Raw genomic sequence first — 15,599 nt, 5'->3', positions numbered from 1 at the left:
GTGATGAACAAGAAAATCCTGCTGGTCGGTGAATCCTGGACCAGCACATCCACGCATATCAAAGGTTTCGACCAGTTTGCTACAGCAACCTGGCACAACGGCGCGACCGATTTTCTCGCCGCGCTGGCGGACAGCCACTACGACATCACGCACATGACTGCCCACGAAGCGCCGGTCAGTTTTCCGCTCACGCTGGCGGAATTACAGCAGTGGGATGCGATCATTCTTTCGGATATCGGTGCCAATACGTTGCTGCTGCACCCGGACACCTGGCTTAAAAGCCAACGCTCCGCCAACCGCCTGACGCTGATCCACGATTACGTGGCCGCAGGTGGCAGCCTGATGATGATCGGCGGCTATTACAGTTTCCAGGGGATCAATGGCGGGGCGCGTTATCACAATACGGCGGTGGAAAAGGTTTTACCGGTGCGCTGTCTGGCCTGGGATGACCGAATCGAAACACCGGAAGGCATCTATCCTGAGATCAAAGAACCACACGCGGTATTCAGTGATATCGCCGGTGACTGGCCGTGGTTGCTGGGCTACAACGAAGTAGAAATGCACCCGGAAGGCAAACTGCTGGCGACCGTGGCCGGGACGCCGCATCCGCTGGTCGCGATACGGGAGTATCAGCAGGGAAGATCACTGGTGTGGACCAGTGATATGTCCGCGCACTGGCTGCCGGCTGAATTTGCTGCCTGGCCGGGCTACCGCCAGTTGTGGGTGAATTGTCTGGACTGGCTGACGGAGAAAGTGTGATGACCGGCGCTACCTTGTCACTGGCACAACAACTTCTCGGTTTCAACACCATCAATCCACCCGGCGATGAGGCGGCCTGCATGGCGTTTTTTGCCGACTGGCTACAGGTGCAGGGTTTTGACGTTACGCTCAGCGGCTTTGGCGAAAAACGTTTCAATCTGATCGCCCGTCTTCACGGCAGCAAACCGGGCAAACCGCTGGCTTTTACCGGGCATCTGGACACCGTGCCGTTAGGTAATCAGACCTGGCAGTACGATCCGTTCGGTTCTGACCTGACGTCTGACCGGTTGTACGGTCGCGGTTCGAGCGATATGAAGGCCGCCGTAGCCGCGTTTGCTGTGGCCTGCGTGACACATCAGGCCGCCATCCGGGCAGGAAAGGGCGTGGTGATGATCATTACCGGCGGAGAAGAAACCGGCTGTGACGGCGCAAAAGCGCTGATCGACGCGGGCGAACTGCCGCCGGTCGGCGCGCTGATCGTCGGGGAACCGACGGCCAACTATCCGGTCATCGGCCATAAAGGTGCGCTGTGGTTGCGCTGTGAAACGCGCGGAAAAACGGCGCACGGCGCGATGCCTGAGCTGGGGATCAACGCCATTTATCTCGCCACCGAAGCGCTGGGGAAAATCCAGCATTTCGAACCGGGCGCGGCTCACCCGCTGATGAAAAAGCCGACGCTGAACGTCGGGCGCATTCGTGGCGGGCTGAATATCAATTCGGTGCCTGATCACACCGAATTCGATGTGGATATCCGTACCGCGCCAAATCTGCAACATGCGACCATCCGGCAGAATCTCACGACAGCGCTCGGTGACAACGTCACAATTTCAACGCTGGTGGATTTACCCGCAGTGCTCAGCCCGCAGGAAAACGGCTGGATAAGCGGCGTTTACCGGCGTTGTCAGAAGCTGCACTCCGCCACGCTGGAGGCGAAAATCATGCCGTACTTCACCGATGCGTCGCTGCTGTTACCGGCGCTCGAGCATCCACCGTGCATTATTCTCGGGCCAGGTGAACCGGGCATGGCGCATCAGACGGATGAATATTGTCTGCTGAGCCGTCTGGAGGAAGCGGAAATGATGTATGGCGAGCTGATTACGGACTGGCAGAGTTCGGAGGAAGTCTGAAAGGTAGTCTGCGGCCGGCAATGCATCATGCCGGTCGCAGTAGCGGTATAAAATGAAAGACACTATCGAAAAAGAAGAAGCTGTAGTTCGCCGTAAATAAGTACGTATAATGTATATTATGTTAAATAACTGGCGTGTTTAATCATTTCAGGTGTGGAATTTCGCATTCCCTCCTTCGATGCATTGAATGTCCGTTTGGGAAAAATTAAATATAACCCCCGTCCACAAACTGAACTCAGACCTTGCCCCAGTGCATGTTCTGAATAACAACCCTATATCCATCCATATCCTGGAAGGTCACCCCCTTGCGGTCCCAGTAAGGATTAAATGATTTAACTCTGGCGAAGCCAGCATCATCCATATTTGCGCAGGTGGTTAGCCAACTGTCTTTCTCAGGAAAATATAGAACCAGGAGATCTTCATCAGAAGGCGAAGGTAACACTGGATGTGCATGACACTGAGTGAATTCAAGGTGCCAGGGTAAACCATCCATCCCTAACATGTATCCGCTGAATCCATCGTGATCTGTAAACTCACCGATTTTTTCTAATCCAAGCCCGTTACAGTACATTGCACAACTTTTGCTTAGTGTGCTGACAGGTCTGGCTATCCTCATATGCTGCAATGCCATAAATACCTCTCTGTTTTATTTGTATTCATCATAACTGGCACAAAGCAGTCTGCAAAACACACTCACCGTTCCAGTGCACGCCTGTAGTCGATTCTCAGCAAAGCCCCTGAATAAGGCATCGTTTCTAAAAGCGTTTCCGACAGACCAAGTCGTGCTGAGGTGACATACAGATAACGATCATCATCTGCAAAGGAACAACTTGTCGGGCGCTGAACCGGAAGATGAATCCATCGCTCGATTTCTCCTTCCGGAGATATCCGCGCGATGGCAGCCCCGTCAAAGAGGACACTCAGGAGAAATCCATGCTGATCAACGATAAGTCCGTCTGGCTTACCCTTTTTGGGATGAATGCTGATAACTTCCCTTCTGTTACTGACCTCGCCTGAGCCGGGGTCGTTATCATATCCGTAAATGACGCCACGCCGGGAATCTGTTACGTAGAGTGTTTTGCCGTCGGGGCTCCAGGTGATTCCATTGATAAGCGTGAAACCAGAATCGACGGTGTGCCACTTACCGTCTGGATCGAGACGATACAAATACCCTGAACCGTCTTTCAGTTCTTCATCTATCAGCCCAACCCACAGGCGGCCCGCGGAGTCCAGGCTCGCATCGTTGAAACGAAAGCCCTCCTGTGCGTGTGGCGCAGTGGCGATCCTTCGCCTCTTCCCTGCTCTGTCTAGTAGCTCAACATGGCAACCCAGGCCAATAATCAACTCTCCCGTATTTTTCTCCACGACAAAGCCCAGCGGCACGGGCATGGCATGTGCAACATTCCGGCCCGTTGCGGGATCAAAAAAATTGAGAGAGCCCCGAAGAGTATCAACCCATAAAAGCCGGGCTCTTGAGCGGCTCCAGAGGGGTGACTCGCCCAGTACGGCCTTGCCTGGAAATACCACCGATACGCCATTCACTGTCGCGTTTCCACATGAGGTATCGCGATCGAGTGCCAGTTCTGCGCAACTTCCTGAGCGGTGGATGCTTTAACAGCGCGAAGATTTCTCGGATAGTCCACACCGGCGGCCTCCATCATTTTGGTTGCATGGAATTGCCCGTTCGCGGCACGCAGGATCCATCCTCCTTCGGTGCATTCTGCTGAGGCAAGATAGGCCACTCCCGGTGCTACTTCCGAAGGGTGGAGTTCGTCAGGTTCTCCCTCAATTCCCCACATCCGTGTCTTGGCGACGGGTGATACGGCATTGACGATAATGCCATCATTTTTGCCTTCACTGGCAAGGACATGGGTAAGTCCTATCACGGCCATCCTGGCTGCCGCATAGGAGGCAAGACCCTGCTGAACATACTGCGGATAAAGCGCCCGGCAAGATGTCGTCATGATGATACGGCCATAACCCGCAGCTTTCATCGCAGGCCATGCCGCCTGTGCAAGCCAGAGAGGTGCCTTAGCGGCAATGGCCATCATATGGTCAAAAGAACGTTCCTCTATTGACTCGATATTCTCGTACGCCACCCAACCCGCATTGTGGATCACAGCATCCAGCCGGCCTGCGACGTTAAGGGCGTCTGTGCACAATTTATGGCAGCTCTCGCGTGAGGCCAGATCCCCTGGGAGCGCGTGTACATTCAGCCCTTCCAGCCGAAGTGTCTCTGCCGCCCTTTTTGAAATATCAGGATTGGCCCCCTCCCCGTCAGAATTGGCACCGATATCCTGAATCAAAACCATTGCACCAAGCTGACCAATACAGCGGGCATACGCGAATCCCAATCCGCGCCCCGCACCGGTGATAAGCACTACCCGACCTTTAAAATCCACCATGCACCCCTCGTCGTTTCCATTCAGTTATTGTGAAAACAACATAGAGTGATACCTTTGATATATAAAATACTCTTTAGGTGGCTTCTTAATACTTTAATTGTATCGTGAGAAGATTGGCTCAATCACAAGAAGGATGGCGGAGATGGCGGCAGTAAGCCGGGCACAGATCACTTTACGCAGAATGGAGCAATTCATTGCTGTCGCGGAGGAGTTACATTTTCATCGGGCCGCGGAACGTCTGAACATGTCGCAGCCTCCGTTGACCAGTGCCATACAGAAGCTGGAGGAAGATCTCGGCGTCACTCTTATCGAGCGTGGTAACCGCGTACTTGGCCTGACGCCTGCGGGAGAAAAGTTTGTCAGTGAGGCACGCAAAACCCTCCGACAGGCTGAAAAAGCCATTGTTTCTACGCTGGATGTGGCTGAAGGTCGAACGGGTTTTTTACGCGTGGGCTATGTAGGAAGCGCACTTTACGGCCGGTTGCCCGATATTATTCGTGAATTCAGGGCAAGCCATCCGAAGGTACGGCTTGAGTTGCGAGAAGCCACAACCGCCGCACAGATTGCTGCGCTGCGAGACGGGACGTTAGACATCGGTGTACTGATCCCCCCTGCTGAAAAGGCTGATGACATCGAACAGGTAAATTTCGACACTGATCGTCTGTGTATGGCTATCCCAAAAGATCATCCTTTGAGTAAGCGCTCAGACCTTACGCTTGCCGCGCTTGCAGGCGAACCCTTCATTTTGTGGCCAATGCCTGAGGGGCGAAGCTTTCATTTGCAGGTTATCCGCCTGTGTGCTGAAGCAGGCTTTGTGCCGATCATTAATCAGGAAGCTCACGGGATGCATGCCGTGCTGTCACTGGTGTCTGTTGGAGGAGGCGTATCTGTCGTTCCTCAAAGTATGAGCGGCTTTCGGGGTGACCAGATTAGCTATCATCCCTTATCAGGCCCTGGAATTGAATTCGACCTCGTCATCGGCTATCGCCATTTGTCACCTTCGGCCCGCGCCTTCGTCCTTTCTACCGTTGAGTAACGGCGGGGAAATCTCTGGACGTCAGTAGTCATTTTTCGCTATGGGGAAAGAAGACAAAGGGGGATTATTTCAGGCAGGAAGTGCATAATTTATTGATAGTGAAACATCACATAGCGTTTTTATCGTTTTCTTCTGAAGCGGGGGTAACTCAGTATGAATGTGCCGCAGACAAAATCCGAATTGCTTTTAGCCATTGATAAAAATTTTAATAAATTAATCAGCTATCTCAATGTCATTCCCCCTGAACTCACCTCCGATAAATTAATGGAAGGACACAGCAAGGGCACTGAAATGAGTATTCATGATCTGGTTTCCTACCTGATCGGCTGGAATACTCTGGTTGTAAAGTGGATCACTTACGATGAGAAAGGATTGCCCGTTGATTTTCCTGAAACCGGTTTTAAGTGGAATCAACTTGGGCTTCTGGCGCAAAAATTTTACTCTGATTATCGCGAATTGAATTATAAGGCGTTAATGACTGAGCTCGAGTCAGTAAAAGATCACATAGTGAAACTTATTGATGAACGCACTGATGACGATTTATATGGTAAACCCTGGTACACAAAATGGACTATGGGGAGAATGATATCATTCAACACATCTTCACCCTATGCCAATGCTAATGGCAGATTAAGGAAATGGGCGAAAAATAATAACATCAGCTTGAAATAAAGAACGCTGAGAACTTCTCCCCCTTTTCTTGTTTAGAGAGGTAATCTGTACTCTATGACACCTGGCTTCTCTGCTACCCGGTCATAAAGTCGCTGCGCTGTGACGTTTTTTTCCTGTGTATGCCAGTAGAGTCTTGCACATTGTTTCTCGCTGGCCTTTTGTTTAACGTATTCGATAAGATGTTTTCCTATGTTTTTGCCCCGGGTGTTTTCGGCAACAAAAAGATCTTCCAAATAACAGAATTCATTTACAGACCATGTTGAACCATGAAAAACATAGTGAACGAAGCCGAGAATTTCCTGCCCTTTCTTTGCCACTGCGCAATATATCTCTTCATCAGGATTTAAAAAACGCTTCCATGTTTCATTTGTAATGTCTTCAGACAACTGAACCTCATAAAACGCCTGATAGCTCAACCAGTATGGCAGCCACCGGGAGTAATCCATTTCTTCCACGGGTGCCACTACGATTTTTAAACTTTCATCTTTCATATTAATGCCTTATCAGAACCTCACGAATTTGTGGATGAAAGAGTAACCCGCATAGTGGTATCATAAAAGGTACACTTTATTGATAGTTTATGGGTCCACTTTGGTCACGAAAAAAAATGCTGCCAGCTTCCCGAGTTTATTGCTCAAAAAAGGAAAAATTAAAGAGCAGTTTTATTTGGCTTTAAAAGAAATGATATTGAATGGTCAGCTTAAATCGGGAAGGAAAATCCCCTCCAGCAGAACACTTTCTGAGATGATGTCAATTTCAAGAAACTCGGTTTTATCTGGTGTAGAACGCCTCATTGATGAAGGTTATCTCATGACCAAAAGTGGGTCAGGGACTTATGTCACAAACACTATTCCTGATGAAGTGATTAAAATTAAATCCATCTCAGTGCATAAAAAGCCAAATAGTGAAAACAATGGAAATGATCTCAACCCCCATATGAACGTAATGAAAAGAGTATGGGATATGACCCGCCCACACGCCGGAAATAATATGCTATTTAATATCGGCGTGGGATGTGTAGATTTGTTTCCGTATGAACTTTGGGGAAGGTTATTGGGAAGGATCTGGCGTCAGTTTCGCCATCAGGATTGGGATCTCAATGAAGCTTTGGGGTATAAACCATTGCGGTCGGCGATTTGTGAATATGTTCGCACCACGCGTGGCGTAAATTGTTCTGATAAACAAATCATAATTTTAAATGGGACCCAACAAGCGATCAATCTTGCAGCGCAGGTTCTTTTGCAAAAAGGTGACGAAGTTTGGTTAGATGAACCAGGATATGATGGTGCATTAGGCGCATTTACCTCCGTGGGTGCAACAGTTCGCCCTGTCGTCAGTGATCAGGATGGCATGGATATTTCCTACGGCATAAAACACTGGCCATCTGCAAAAATGATTTTCACTTCGCCCTCCCACCAATTTCCTCTTGGCGGCACACTGAGTTTATCCAGAAGAATGGCCCTGCTTGACTGGGCATCTGAAAATAAAATGTGGATTTTTGAAGATGATTATAACAGTGAATTCAGATATACCGGTCAGCCCATACAAGCTCTCCAGGGACTGGATAAACAACAGAGGGTAATATATGCGGGTTCATTCTCTAAAATGATGTTCCCGGGTTTTAATTTAGGATTTCTGGTCGTGCCGGAGAATTTAGTCGAGTCTTTCAAGATTGCTAAATATTATGCAGATACTCGGACGTCTTATTTAGAGCAAATCATACTTTCCACCTTCATTTCTGAAGGACACTATGCACGTCACGTCAGGCGGGTGAGAAAAGCATGCTACGAACGCCAACGGGTTATGATTGAAGCCATACAGTTACATTTACCCGAAATTATTTCCGCCAAACCTTCAGATTCAGGCATTCACGTTGTCTGTTGGTTATCGGAGGAAATTGATGAATCTTATGTGATTGATCAGTGCCGTAAAGTGGGTTTGGGGGCACAACCTCTTTCGCGATATTGCCAAACACCCCAAACAAGCCAGGCCATCCTGCTGGGTTTTGCGGCGCACTCACCTGCGGAAATCGTTGACGGTATAAAAAAACTCGCTCAAATATTCACCTGTTGATACCCGTCCCTCTCTTCTTCCTTGAACCAATATGCTTACGGATATGCCCGCAGAGAGACAAATTTACTCGTCTTTTCGTCGGGTTACTTTGGCAAAAAAAAAGCACCCAATGGGCGCTTTTGTATCAAAAAAATTTTATATTCTTAAAATTTAATTTATTATGTTTTTTTACAACGAGTGTTTCCCTGGTGTTGGCCGTCCATTGGCCTCCTCACACATTGTTCGGAGCAGTGTGTGAGGTTTCTTTTTCGTTGATGAAAGTATCATTCATAGTAATGGGCCGTAAGTTATACTTAAGTCCTGAAAAAACCTGTACTTAAGTATAGATGTCGGCATTAAGGGATAAGCAGCCCCTCAGGGAGTCAGTATGTTTAGTGCTTTTGAACAAAATCACACGATCACTGAAACATTGAAAGATTATATCGAGCGGAAACTGTCTCCGCTTGGCAGCCCCGACTACGCTTATACAGTCGTGAGGAAAAAAAACCCTGCGGAAGTCCTTATCATCTCAAGTTATCCTGATGAGTGGGTCAATCTCTATCGGGCCAACAACTTTCAGCTTACCGACCCGGTAATACTCACCGCATTCAAAAGAACCTCTCCCTTTGCGTGGGATGAAAACATCACGCTCATGTCTGACCTGAAATTTACAAAAATCTTCACCCTTTCAAGGCAGTACAACATTCTCAATGGCTATACCTTTGTGCTGCATGACCAGATGGGAAACCTGGCATTGCTGTCTATCATCATTGCCGACCACAGCCAGCAAGAGTTGGAAGAGCGACTCACTTCTGAGCGTGGGAACCTGCAGATGCTTCTCATCGATATAAATGAACAGATGTATCGGCTTGTTGGCGGTTTATCAGCCCGCGGGCGTCAAATTACGGCAAGAAAGGAAAATAACATTTTCACCATCCGTGAAAATGAGGTGCTTTACTGGGCCAGTATGGGGAAGACCTATGCAGAGATTGCGACGATTATCGGCGTTTCAGTCAGTACGATAAAGTTTCATATGGGAAATGTCGTTACTAAGCTGGGTGTCAGTAACGCCCGCCAGGCAATCAGGCTGGGCGTTGAACTGGAACTGATTATACCGGCAGCGTCAGCGGCCAGGTAAACACAGAGGCTGTTTGGCCGTTAAGTCCTCTGGCCATGATCCGCTGATCGTCCTCTCCGGCAGGAAGATAGATCAGATAGATGCGTTCCCGCTCGCTAAGAAATGCCTCTTTAAGTGTCTGTATTTGCCAGCCTGAGCGCTTCAATATCGTCAACATGGCACGGCTTACGATGGTGTAAATACCGGTATGTCCGTTGTCCTGAGCCCAGTTTATCATGGCAAGAAAAAGTACCTGACTCACAGGATAACGTTCGCCGAGAAGCTCCCGGGCCCGCAATTTGTCGACAAAAAAACGGCTCGACTCAACGCCCGCAGAAGGGAGTGGAATCGAATCAAAACACGCACGAAACGTGTGAGTTATCATGTTTGGCTGGTCGAGAGGGGTAAATCGCACGCTGCAAATGAGTTTCCCCTTATACAGCCCGAGAATATAGCGTGTTGAGTCATTATCGAACTCATCAAATTCCATATCCTGTTGGCAAACAACTTCCCATCCCAGACGATCACTGAAAGTTGTTTTTCTTAGCCGGTAAAGTTCATCTACTCTGGTCATTCTGAGCTCTTCATAGCTCACGTCAAACAGTTCAAGCATCCCATCACCCTGTTATTAAAGCGTTGTTTCCCGTAAACCGTACATCATTATCCTACAAAACCGGGTAACCGCCGACCCGAAAATGAACGGAATAACTGGAAGTCATTAAAATAATAAATATCTCATCAAACCTCGCTAACAGGGAAGTTATCGTTCCGATCCCGCCTTCGCAACAATACCTGCGCGTTTATTGATTTGACTCAAATCTGAGCAAAGCGTAATCCGCAGGCACATCTCGGGTGACGCCAGGCGCTATTTTGAAAAAACGAAATGATTGACGGTGATTGGCTGATACTTGCTGTGTTGTCTGGTCTTACGGATAACACCCTGCATGCCGCAGGGCTGGAGCAGACGGCATGACCAGTGAGAAAGCCCTCTCATTCACTGGCCATAACGGATAAAACGCAGAATGTGTTCAGGCGGGTTTTAAATGTCCGGAGACTGCCATTTAACGTCATCTTTTACCGGCGGCAGATAGGACAGACGCTGCATATTCTGATTCCACAGATTATCCGGGATGCGGTAACGGTCTTCTTTATGCGGATCGACGGCTGTCACTATCTTGTCTTCTTCACCTGACGCAATAAGACGGATGAGATCCGGATTCATCATTACGGTTTTACCGGTGGCGATGAACTCCGCCCAGCCAGTCTGGTAAGCGTCGAGGATCTGGTCGGCGGTGAACAGGTTACCGACGCCGATCAGCGGAAGTTTGCCGTCAATGCGTTCGTGCATCAGCTGCATACGGGCAACGGATGTATCGGCGCCACGGCGCGCTTTTTTAAAGAAATCCCACAGAGAAACGTGCAGGTACTGCAGGGGTTTTTCGACCAGCGCGTCAATCAGGGCAAAGGTATCCTGCATGGTCAGGCCATGCTCGCCCGGCTCTTCCGGGGAGAAACGGTAGCCCACGATAAACTGGTCGGAGGCGTATTTCTGTTTCACGGCCACTACTGCATCAACGATTGCCAGCGGGAAACGCAGACGGTTTTCAATGCTGCCGCCCCACTCATCTGTTCGGCGATTGCTTTCACCGGAGACAAACTGCTGAATCAGATAATTATTCGCGCCATGAATTTCGACGCCGTTAAATCCGGCCTGAATGGCTAAATGTGCGGCATTGGCGAAGGCAGAAATCAGGTCGCGTATCTCTTCACCGGTCAGGGCACGGGCACCTGATGCCTCATCAGCAGAAGGCGCGACCATCTCGCGGCCATTGAGCAGATCAGGGAGGGAGAGATGCCCGCCGTGGTGGATCTGTAAAACCGCTGTGGCACCCTGTTTTTTAGCAATGCGGACCACTTCACGCAGGCTGGGTAAATCTTTTTCACCGATGGCTTCAGGCTGGCCGACAAAGGCTTTACCTTCCGGGGAAACCAGCGTGGCGGCGGCGATAAACAGGCCAAAACCGTCAAAGCGATCGGTCAAAAAGTGGCGTTCTTCGTCACTGATGCTGCCATCTTCGTGCGAGGCATAATGCGTCATTGGCGCAACGGTAAAACGGTTTTTGATCGTGACGCCGTTGTTCAGGGTAAAGGGTTCAAACAAAGGCGCGTATTTCGGGTTCATCATCGTGCTTTCCATTCTGTAGTGATCGCTAAACATGCGCATATTTATAACGATCACTAAATAAAAAAGCAAGCCCTTGCCCGCATTTATGTATCAATCGATAAGTAATAGCACCATCGGCCCCCTTTCCCCGCTACAGCCGCGCGGAAATCTTGTATAGTGAGCCATCAGTTTTTCTTAATTCCTCAGGCTGGACATATGACAGATTCAACGCACAGCACCCCCGCACGACGCGGAAGACCCCGTAATTTTGACCGGGAAAAAGCCCTGGTGAGCGCATTGGGTTTGTTCTGGCGATGTGGGTACGAGCCCGCTTCGGTCGGTGAGCTTTGCCGGGTGATGGAGATCAATCCGCCGAGCCTTTACGCAGCCTTTGGCAGTAAAGCTGGGCTGTTTCTCGAGGCGGTCAACTATTACGAAACGACCTACTGGGATGCCCCATGGGAAAGAATGCTTCAGCAACCGAATGTGCATGACGCTATTCGTGACTTTTTCGAGGAATCTGCCGTCATTTTGACGTCTCAGGATGCTCCCTGCGGCTGTCTGGTGGTCCTTGCTGCTATCAATGTCTCGCCAGATTCGAAGGATGTTTACGATACGGTCAAAGCCCTGAGAGAAGAAGGCCGGGTGTATTTCAGGCAGCGCCTGCAGGCAGGTAAAGAGGCGGGCCAGTTGCCGCCGGATACCGACATTGAGAGCATTGCCCTGACGCTGAATACGCTTCTGGAAGGGATGTCTATTCCCGCGCAAGACGGGATCACGCAGGAGGAACTGAAACGCGTCGCCCGACAGGCGGTGCTTCTGCTTCCGCGCCCGTCAAATACCCCGCAATAAAAAACCGTCCTCAGAGGACGGTTGATGAATAGAAAATACAAACTGTATTTTTAATGGGATAACTGATGGTTTAAAAACCGTTATTAATTTCCTCGATAGCTTGAGAAACCATAAGGGCTAATCAGTAAAGGAATATGATAATGCGGCACTGAACCATCCGCTTTAAAAATAATTGGGATCTCCGGGAAGAAGGTCGGCGTGTGATGTTTTTCAAACCATTCTCCGGTTTTGAACGTCACGCGATAATTCCCTTTTTCGATCACTTTTTCATCCGGGTAAAGAGAAGGAATACGCCCCTGCTCATTGGTCACACCATTACTCAGATGCACCCACTTATCCCCTTCCTGCTTGTCGAGAGAGACGCTTACGCCGGCTGATGGCAGCCCGCTTTGTAAGTTTAAAACATGAACGCTGAGAGGGTTCGCTGCAACGGCTGATGTCATATAAAGAGCATTCAGAATAATACCGGCCAATAACAATTTACTTTTATACATGCGTTCATCCTTTTTGATTTTGAGGTTATCTCTGACAATGACTTATTTATCCGCGAGGTTGTGTTATTAACACACCCGGCGTCTGAGTTTATTTAAACAGATGACGTGAGGACATCGGATCATATTGTTTGAATAACACGGAGTTTACCTGCCAGTGACTAACAGCTTAATGTCAAATTGATGACAATTTTGTAATAATCATTCGGGAGAGGCGTTTTCTGGAATATCGGGGAGGATAACGAAAATAACAGCGGTATTATTCGCCAGCCACACGAGGCGCTGGCGATATGTTCAGGGCTGACGCACCAACGCCCTGCCTTTATCCAGCAGGAACGGACGCAGATATCCCACCGTGTTAGAGAGAAGAATGACATCCTCTGACACGCTGATGTTCAGCACATCCCGCAGATAGGCTTTGCGGGTTTCCATGCGTTGCCAGACCTCCGGGAAGAGGCTTTGCAGTTCATGTCTCAATGCCGCATCCGCCAGTGCGACCGTGTCTTCAATGCTGCATCCGCCGTAGCCGGGCAGCGAAGGAATGATGTCGATCTGAAATATCATGCCGCTCTCAAGTGCTATCGGCGAGTTGGCATAGACTGGCGAGCAGAGCCACTCTTCATCGGCCACCAGATGCCCCGGATTAAGATGCCAGTGCCACTGCGCCTTCGGCATGACGTTTTCAATGGTCTGATAAAGTTCACCGCCCGTCAGGCCGGGCCGGAGCGTTTCCAGCCAGGTGGTGACCGCACGATAATAAGGGATCGCCAGCGCCAGCAGATAGTCGGCCACGCCAGGCGCCAGTTCATTTTCTGCCGCCACAACATACGCTGAACGGCTGGTCAGCCCGCCCTTGAACCCAACGGTCAGCGAGAATTTGTCGCCGCGTTGGATCACTTTGTCGGTGGGATATAAACAGGCATTAGCGAAACGATCGCCGGTGGCGGCAATCATCACCACGTTGCCCGGTTGCCCGTCAGCAGCCAGTAACTGACCGATCTGTCTTTCTGTTTTACCCGGTGCAATGTTATCCAACGCGGCCAATATATTGGTGGATGCCAGATTGGCACCGAACTCATAAAAAGCGATTTCACTGGCCGTATTTAAACGACGCACGCCGTGCGCGGGCGAGATGAACAGCGCGGTCGCATTGACCACGTTTTCCCGCTCGCCTGCCGTATCAATAATTGCGTCAAGAATGAAAGCCGGTACATCAAACTGATACTGCGTGTCGTGAAGCGTACTGGTGAACAACTTCCAGCCGACAACGCCAATCCGGCTTCCGCGCGTCAGCCCCGCATCGGCCAAAACCTCTGTCAGCGGTGCATCGTTATCCATCGGTTGATTCGGCAGTGAGAAGGCCGGAGCATGCAGGCATTTACCTTTGTTTCGCGCATGGGGCACCAGTTTGAGGTTCTCATTGCCCATCACATAGCTGAGCTCACCGTCAGCGGTCACAACCAGCAGCGCTTCTTCAAAACGGGGAATAAAGCCCGCAAGGTATTCAAAATTTCCGCCATGCTCTTTATCGGCGTAAATCACCAGAACATCGAGCTTGTGCTGATGCAAAGCCGTCACAATGTTCTTCAGACGCAGCGCCATGACCTTATCGCTGATAACGGGCGTGCTCACGTGGGGAAAGGTTTTCGGTGGCGGGACGGTGGTGAGTGCAAAACGGTGTTGGGACGGGTTCATTGTCATTCTCCATAAACGAGCGTGCAGGCGATTCCGCTTCCTCAACGCGGATTTTAGTAATTTTTAGGGAATGGGAGATTGATACGCAACAGTTTTCCTTTTTCCATTTCGATGAATCCGCCGAAACGCAGGTCAGCAAGCATTTTCATCACACCGCTTCGCGCCAGCCGCGTGCGCGTCAGAATGTATTGTTCAACACGAATCTCGCTAAAATCAGGACGTTCAGAAATCTCGGTCAATAGCCGGCAGATAATTTCATAACTGGAGCTGTTGATCATCAGAAAGTCACGATACGTCTGCTGGTCGTTCATATACGACTGATAAGTGATCATGTCTTCCATCAGATCATGCGCTTTGATGGCATCCAGCGCCGTCTGGTGTGATAACCAGGCAATCTTACTTTCCGGTTGCGGCGTGAAGGTGTGTGTCTGATAGCGGAATTCAGAGCCTTGCAGCCCGATGATCGCCGGGGCATAAGAGGTGGCGACCAGAAGTTCATCACGATTACGCCAGATCTCAATGCTGCCTTCTAAAATCAGAATTACGATGAATTCTGAATGCTCATCAATGAGCTTTATCCCCTCGCGTCCACGGGTTGCCGCCAGAGGCCGGGACAGGCCCGAGAGAGAATTTATCAGTTTACTGATGGACTCTGCGGGCTTCACCGGCGCGGCTACAATAAGGTTTTCAGATTTTGGGCGTGTCATAGCTTTACTCTTAAACAGTGAAAATCAACCTGCCTCTTATTATAGCCGCGTATTTTTCTTTCATTTTCTTTCATATTGACGGTAGCCAGAACCGTTTTCAGTTCAGGATGCAGGCAAAGCCCTCCGTAACAGTAGATCTGTTTGAGCTGAGGTGCCCATCCGAAAGATAAGCGTATAAATAACTGTTGGCACCGTTAGACGATGTAGACCAGAACACAACGCCAGTATGTCGAACATCCTGAATACTTTGCCCCCACTCTTCCCATAATCCATTACCCGGAACGTTACGAATGTTTGTTCCGTCGCTCAGCTCGCTGATCGTAGGCAAACGTCCGCCCATACCTTCGCACTCCGTTTTTGCGTCATCCCACGTCTTATTTGTCGAACCCATGACAAAGAACAACTGAGGATTAAGGGTCATAGAGACACTCTGTTCATTATGACGCGCAGTGATTTTCACCGCCCCCTTCCCTTTAAAGGTCACTAAACCGGTATCAGACACCGTCGCAACAGCATCATCGC

Annotated in this window: 17 protein-coding genes; 7 read left to right on the top strand and 10 right to left on the bottom strand. The window is 49.7% G+C overall.

Translation table 11 applies throughout. From position 1 onward, the window contains the following. The first annotated feature begins 3 nt into the window (after positions 1-3). Positions 4-759 carry a glutamine amidotransferase gene (locus ED901_RS17240; RefSeq protein WP_122096649.1) on the top strand — a complete coding sequence of 252 codons (756 nt, stop codon included), beginning with the start codon at positions 4-6 and terminating at the stop codon, positions 757-759. Then, positions 759-1,886: a M20 family metallopeptidase gene (locus tag ED901_RS17235; RefSeq protein ID WP_122096648.1), complete on the top strand. Its 1,128-nt coding sequence runs from the start codon at positions 759-761 to the stop codon at positions 1,884-1,886. The genes ED901_RS17240 and ED901_RS17235 overlap by 1 nt, the downstream gene beginning before the upstream one ends. Before the next feature lie 235 nt (positions 1,887-2,121). Here ED901_RS17235 and ED901_RS17230 read toward each other — a convergent pair whose 3' ends face one another. The 3 genes from ED901_RS17230 to ED901_RS17220 form a co-directional block, all read right to left on the bottom strand. Next, the gene (locus ED901_RS17230; RefSeq protein WP_122096647.1) at positions 2,122-2,517 is read right to left on the bottom strand and encodes a VOC family protein; all 396 of its coding nucleotides are present in this window, start codon (positions 2,515-2,517) and stop codon (positions 2,122-2,124) included. A gap of 62 nt (positions 2,518-2,579) precedes the next feature. Next, positions 2,580-3,428, bottom strand: coding sequence for an SMP-30/gluconolactonase/LRE family protein (locus ED901_RS17225; protein WP_162997894.1), 849 nt, complete (start codon positions 3,426-3,428; stop codon positions 2,580-2,582). Then, positions 3,425-4,291 (bottom strand): SDR family NAD(P)-dependent oxidoreductase, encoded by an 867-nt coding sequence (locus ED901_RS17220; protein ID WP_122096646.1) that lies wholly within the window; start codon positions 4,289-4,291, stop codon positions 3,425-3,427. The genes ED901_RS17225 and ED901_RS17220 overlap by 4 nt, the downstream gene beginning before the upstream one ends. A gap of 142 nt (positions 4,292-4,433) precedes the next feature. Here ED901_RS17220 and ED901_RS17215 point away from each other — a divergent pair, with 142 nt between their 5' ends. Continuing rightward, positions 4,434-5,327 (top strand): LysR substrate-binding domain-containing protein, encoded by an 894-nt coding sequence (locus tag ED901_RS17215; RefSeq protein WP_122096645.1) that lies wholly within the window; start codon positions 4,434-4,436, stop codon positions 5,325-5,327. A gap of 153 nt (positions 5,328-5,480) precedes the next feature. Then, the gene (locus ED901_RS17210; RefSeq protein WP_122096644.1) at positions 5,481-5,999 is read left to right on the top strand and encodes a ClbS/DfsB family four-helix bundle protein; all 519 of its coding nucleotides are present in this window, start codon (positions 5,481-5,483) and stop codon (positions 5,997-5,999) included. 32 nt (positions 6,000-6,031) lie between these two features. On the opposite strand, the gene ED901_RS17205 is transcribed toward ED901_RS17210, so the two are convergent. Further along, positions 6,032-6,490 (bottom strand): GNAT family N-acetyltransferase, encoded by a 459-nt coding sequence (locus ED901_RS17205; protein ID WP_122096643.1) that lies wholly within the window; start codon positions 6,488-6,490, stop codon positions 6,032-6,034. A 100-nt stretch (positions 6,491-6,590) separates the two neighbouring features. On the opposite strand from ED901_RS17205, the gene ED901_RS17200 reads away from it, so the two are divergent. Together ED901_RS17200 and ED901_RS17195 are read left to right on the top strand one after the other, a co-directional pair. After that, positions 6,591-8,072 carry a PLP-dependent aminotransferase family protein gene (locus ED901_RS17200; protein WP_122096940.1) on the top strand — a complete coding sequence of 494 codons (1,482 nt, stop codon included), beginning with the start codon at positions 6,591-6,593 and terminating at the stop codon, positions 8,070-8,072. 367 nt (positions 8,073-8,439) lie between these two features. Next, a complete protein-coding gene (locus ED901_RS17195) occupies positions 8,440-9,189 on the top strand; it encodes a LuxR family transcriptional regulator (protein WP_122096642.1) in 750 nt (249 codons plus the stop codon). Here ED901_RS17195 and ED901_RS17190 read toward each other — a convergent pair. Further along, positions 9,161-9,781, bottom strand: coding sequence for an acyl-homoserine-lactone synthase (locus ED901_RS17190; RefSeq protein WP_122096641.1), 621 nt, complete (start codon positions 9,779-9,781; stop codon positions 9,161-9,163). The genes ED901_RS17195 and ED901_RS17190 overlap by 29 nt on opposite strands. A gap of 426 nt (positions 9,782-10,207) precedes the next feature. Next, a complete protein-coding gene (locus ED901_RS17185) occupies positions 10,208-11,353 on the bottom strand; it encodes an NADH-dependent flavin oxidoreductase (protein ID WP_205965118.1) in 1,146 nt (381 codons plus the stop codon). A 195-nt stretch (positions 11,354-11,548) separates the two neighbouring features. Between ED901_RS17185 and ED901_RS17180 the strand changes: the two genes are divergently transcribed. Further along, a complete protein-coding gene (locus ED901_RS17180) occupies positions 11,549-12,184 on the top strand; it encodes a TetR/AcrR family transcriptional regulator (RefSeq protein ID WP_122096640.1) in 636 nt (211 codons plus the stop codon). Positions 12,185-12,267: 83 nt separating this feature from the next. Here ED901_RS17180 and uraH read toward each other — a convergent pair whose 3' ends face one another. The 4 genes from uraH to ED901_RS17160 form a co-directional block, all read right to left on the bottom strand. Next, positions 12,268-12,678 (bottom strand): hydroxyisourate hydrolase, encoded by a 411-nt coding sequence (uraH, locus tag ED901_RS17175; protein WP_122096639.1) that lies wholly within the window; start codon positions 12,676-12,678, stop codon positions 12,268-12,270. A gap of 291 nt (positions 12,679-12,969) precedes the next feature. Next, positions 12,970-14,370: a Xaa-Pro peptidase family protein gene (locus ED901_RS17170; protein ID WP_122096638.1), complete on the bottom strand. Its 1,401-nt coding sequence runs from the start codon at positions 14,368-14,370 to the stop codon at positions 12,970-12,972. Between the two features lie 53 nt (positions 14,371-14,423). Next, the gene (locus ED901_RS17165) at positions 14,424-15,077 is read right to left on the bottom strand and encodes a helix-turn-helix domain-containing protein (RefSeq protein WP_122096637.1); all 654 of its coding nucleotides are present in this window, start codon (positions 15,075-15,077) and stop codon (positions 14,424-14,426) included. A 97-nt stretch (positions 15,078-15,174) separates the two neighbouring features. Further along, positions 15,175-15,599 (bottom strand): hypothetical protein (locus ED901_RS17160; protein WP_162997893.1); only part of this gene is annotated, 425 nt, incomplete at its 5' end.

The sequence above is a fragment of the Rahnella sp. Larv3_ips genome, from assembly GCF_003697865.1.
In the GTDB taxonomy this organism is placed as follows: Bacteria; Pseudomonadota; Gammaproteobacteria; order Enterobacterales; family Enterobacteriaceae; genus Rahnella; species Rahnella rivi.
Note: the sequence above shows the minus strand (reverse complement) of the source record. Positions and strands in the feature narration are given on the sequence as shown.

Excerpts from the sequence above, each read along its gene's own strand:
- ED901_RS17240 (WP_122096649.1), top strand. The coding sequence starts at position 4 with ATGAACAAGAAAATCCTGCTGGTCGGTGAATCCTGGACCAGCACATCC.
- ED901_RS17235 (WP_122096648.1), top strand. The coding sequence starts at position 759 with ATGACCGGCGCTACCTTGTCACTGGCACAACAACTTCTCGGTTTCAAC.
- ED901_RS17230 (WP_122096647.1), bottom strand. The coding sequence starts at position 2,517 with ATGGCATTGCAGCATATGAGGATAGCCAGACCTGTCAGCACACTAAGC.
- ED901_RS17220 (WP_122096646.1), bottom strand. The coding sequence starts at position 4,291 with ATGGTGGATTTTAAAGGTCGGGTAGTGCTTATCACCGGTGCGGGGCGC.
- ED901_RS17215 (WP_122096645.1), top strand. The coding sequence starts at position 4,434 with ATGGCGGCAGTAAGCCGGGCACAGATCACTTTACGCAGAATGGAGCAA.
- ED901_RS17210 (WP_122096644.1), top strand. The coding sequence starts at position 5,481 with ATGAATGTGCCGCAGACAAAATCCGAATTGCTTTTAGCCATTGATAAA.
- ED901_RS17205 (WP_122096643.1), bottom strand. The coding sequence starts at position 6,490 with ATGAAAGATGAAAGTTTAAAAATCGTAGTGGCACCCGTGGAAGAAATG.
- ED901_RS17195 (WP_122096642.1), top strand. The coding sequence starts at position 8,440 with ATGTTTAGTGCTTTTGAACAAAATCACACGATCACTGAAACATTGAAA.
- ED901_RS17190 (WP_122096641.1), bottom strand. The coding sequence starts at position 9,781 with ATGCTTGAACTGTTTGACGTGAGCTATGAAGAGCTCAGAATGACCAGA.
- ED901_RS17185 (WP_205965118.1), bottom strand. The coding sequence starts at position 11,353 with ATGATGAACCCGAAATACGCGCCTTTGTTTGAACCCTTTACCCTGAAC.
- ED901_RS17180 (WP_122096640.1), top strand. The coding sequence starts at position 11,549 with ATGACAGATTCAACGCACAGCACCCCCGCACGACGCGGAAGACCCCGT.
- uraH (WP_122096639.1), bottom strand. The coding sequence starts at position 12,678 with ATGTATAAAAGTAAATTGTTATTGGCCGGTATTATTCTGAATGCTCTT.
- ED901_RS17170 (WP_122096638.1), bottom strand. The coding sequence starts at position 14,370 with ATGAACCCGTCCCAACACCGTTTTGCACTCACCACCGTCCCGCCACCG.
- ED901_RS17165 (WP_122096637.1), bottom strand. The coding sequence starts at position 15,077 with ATGACACGCCCAAAATCTGAAAACCTTATTGTAGCCGCGCCGGTGAAG.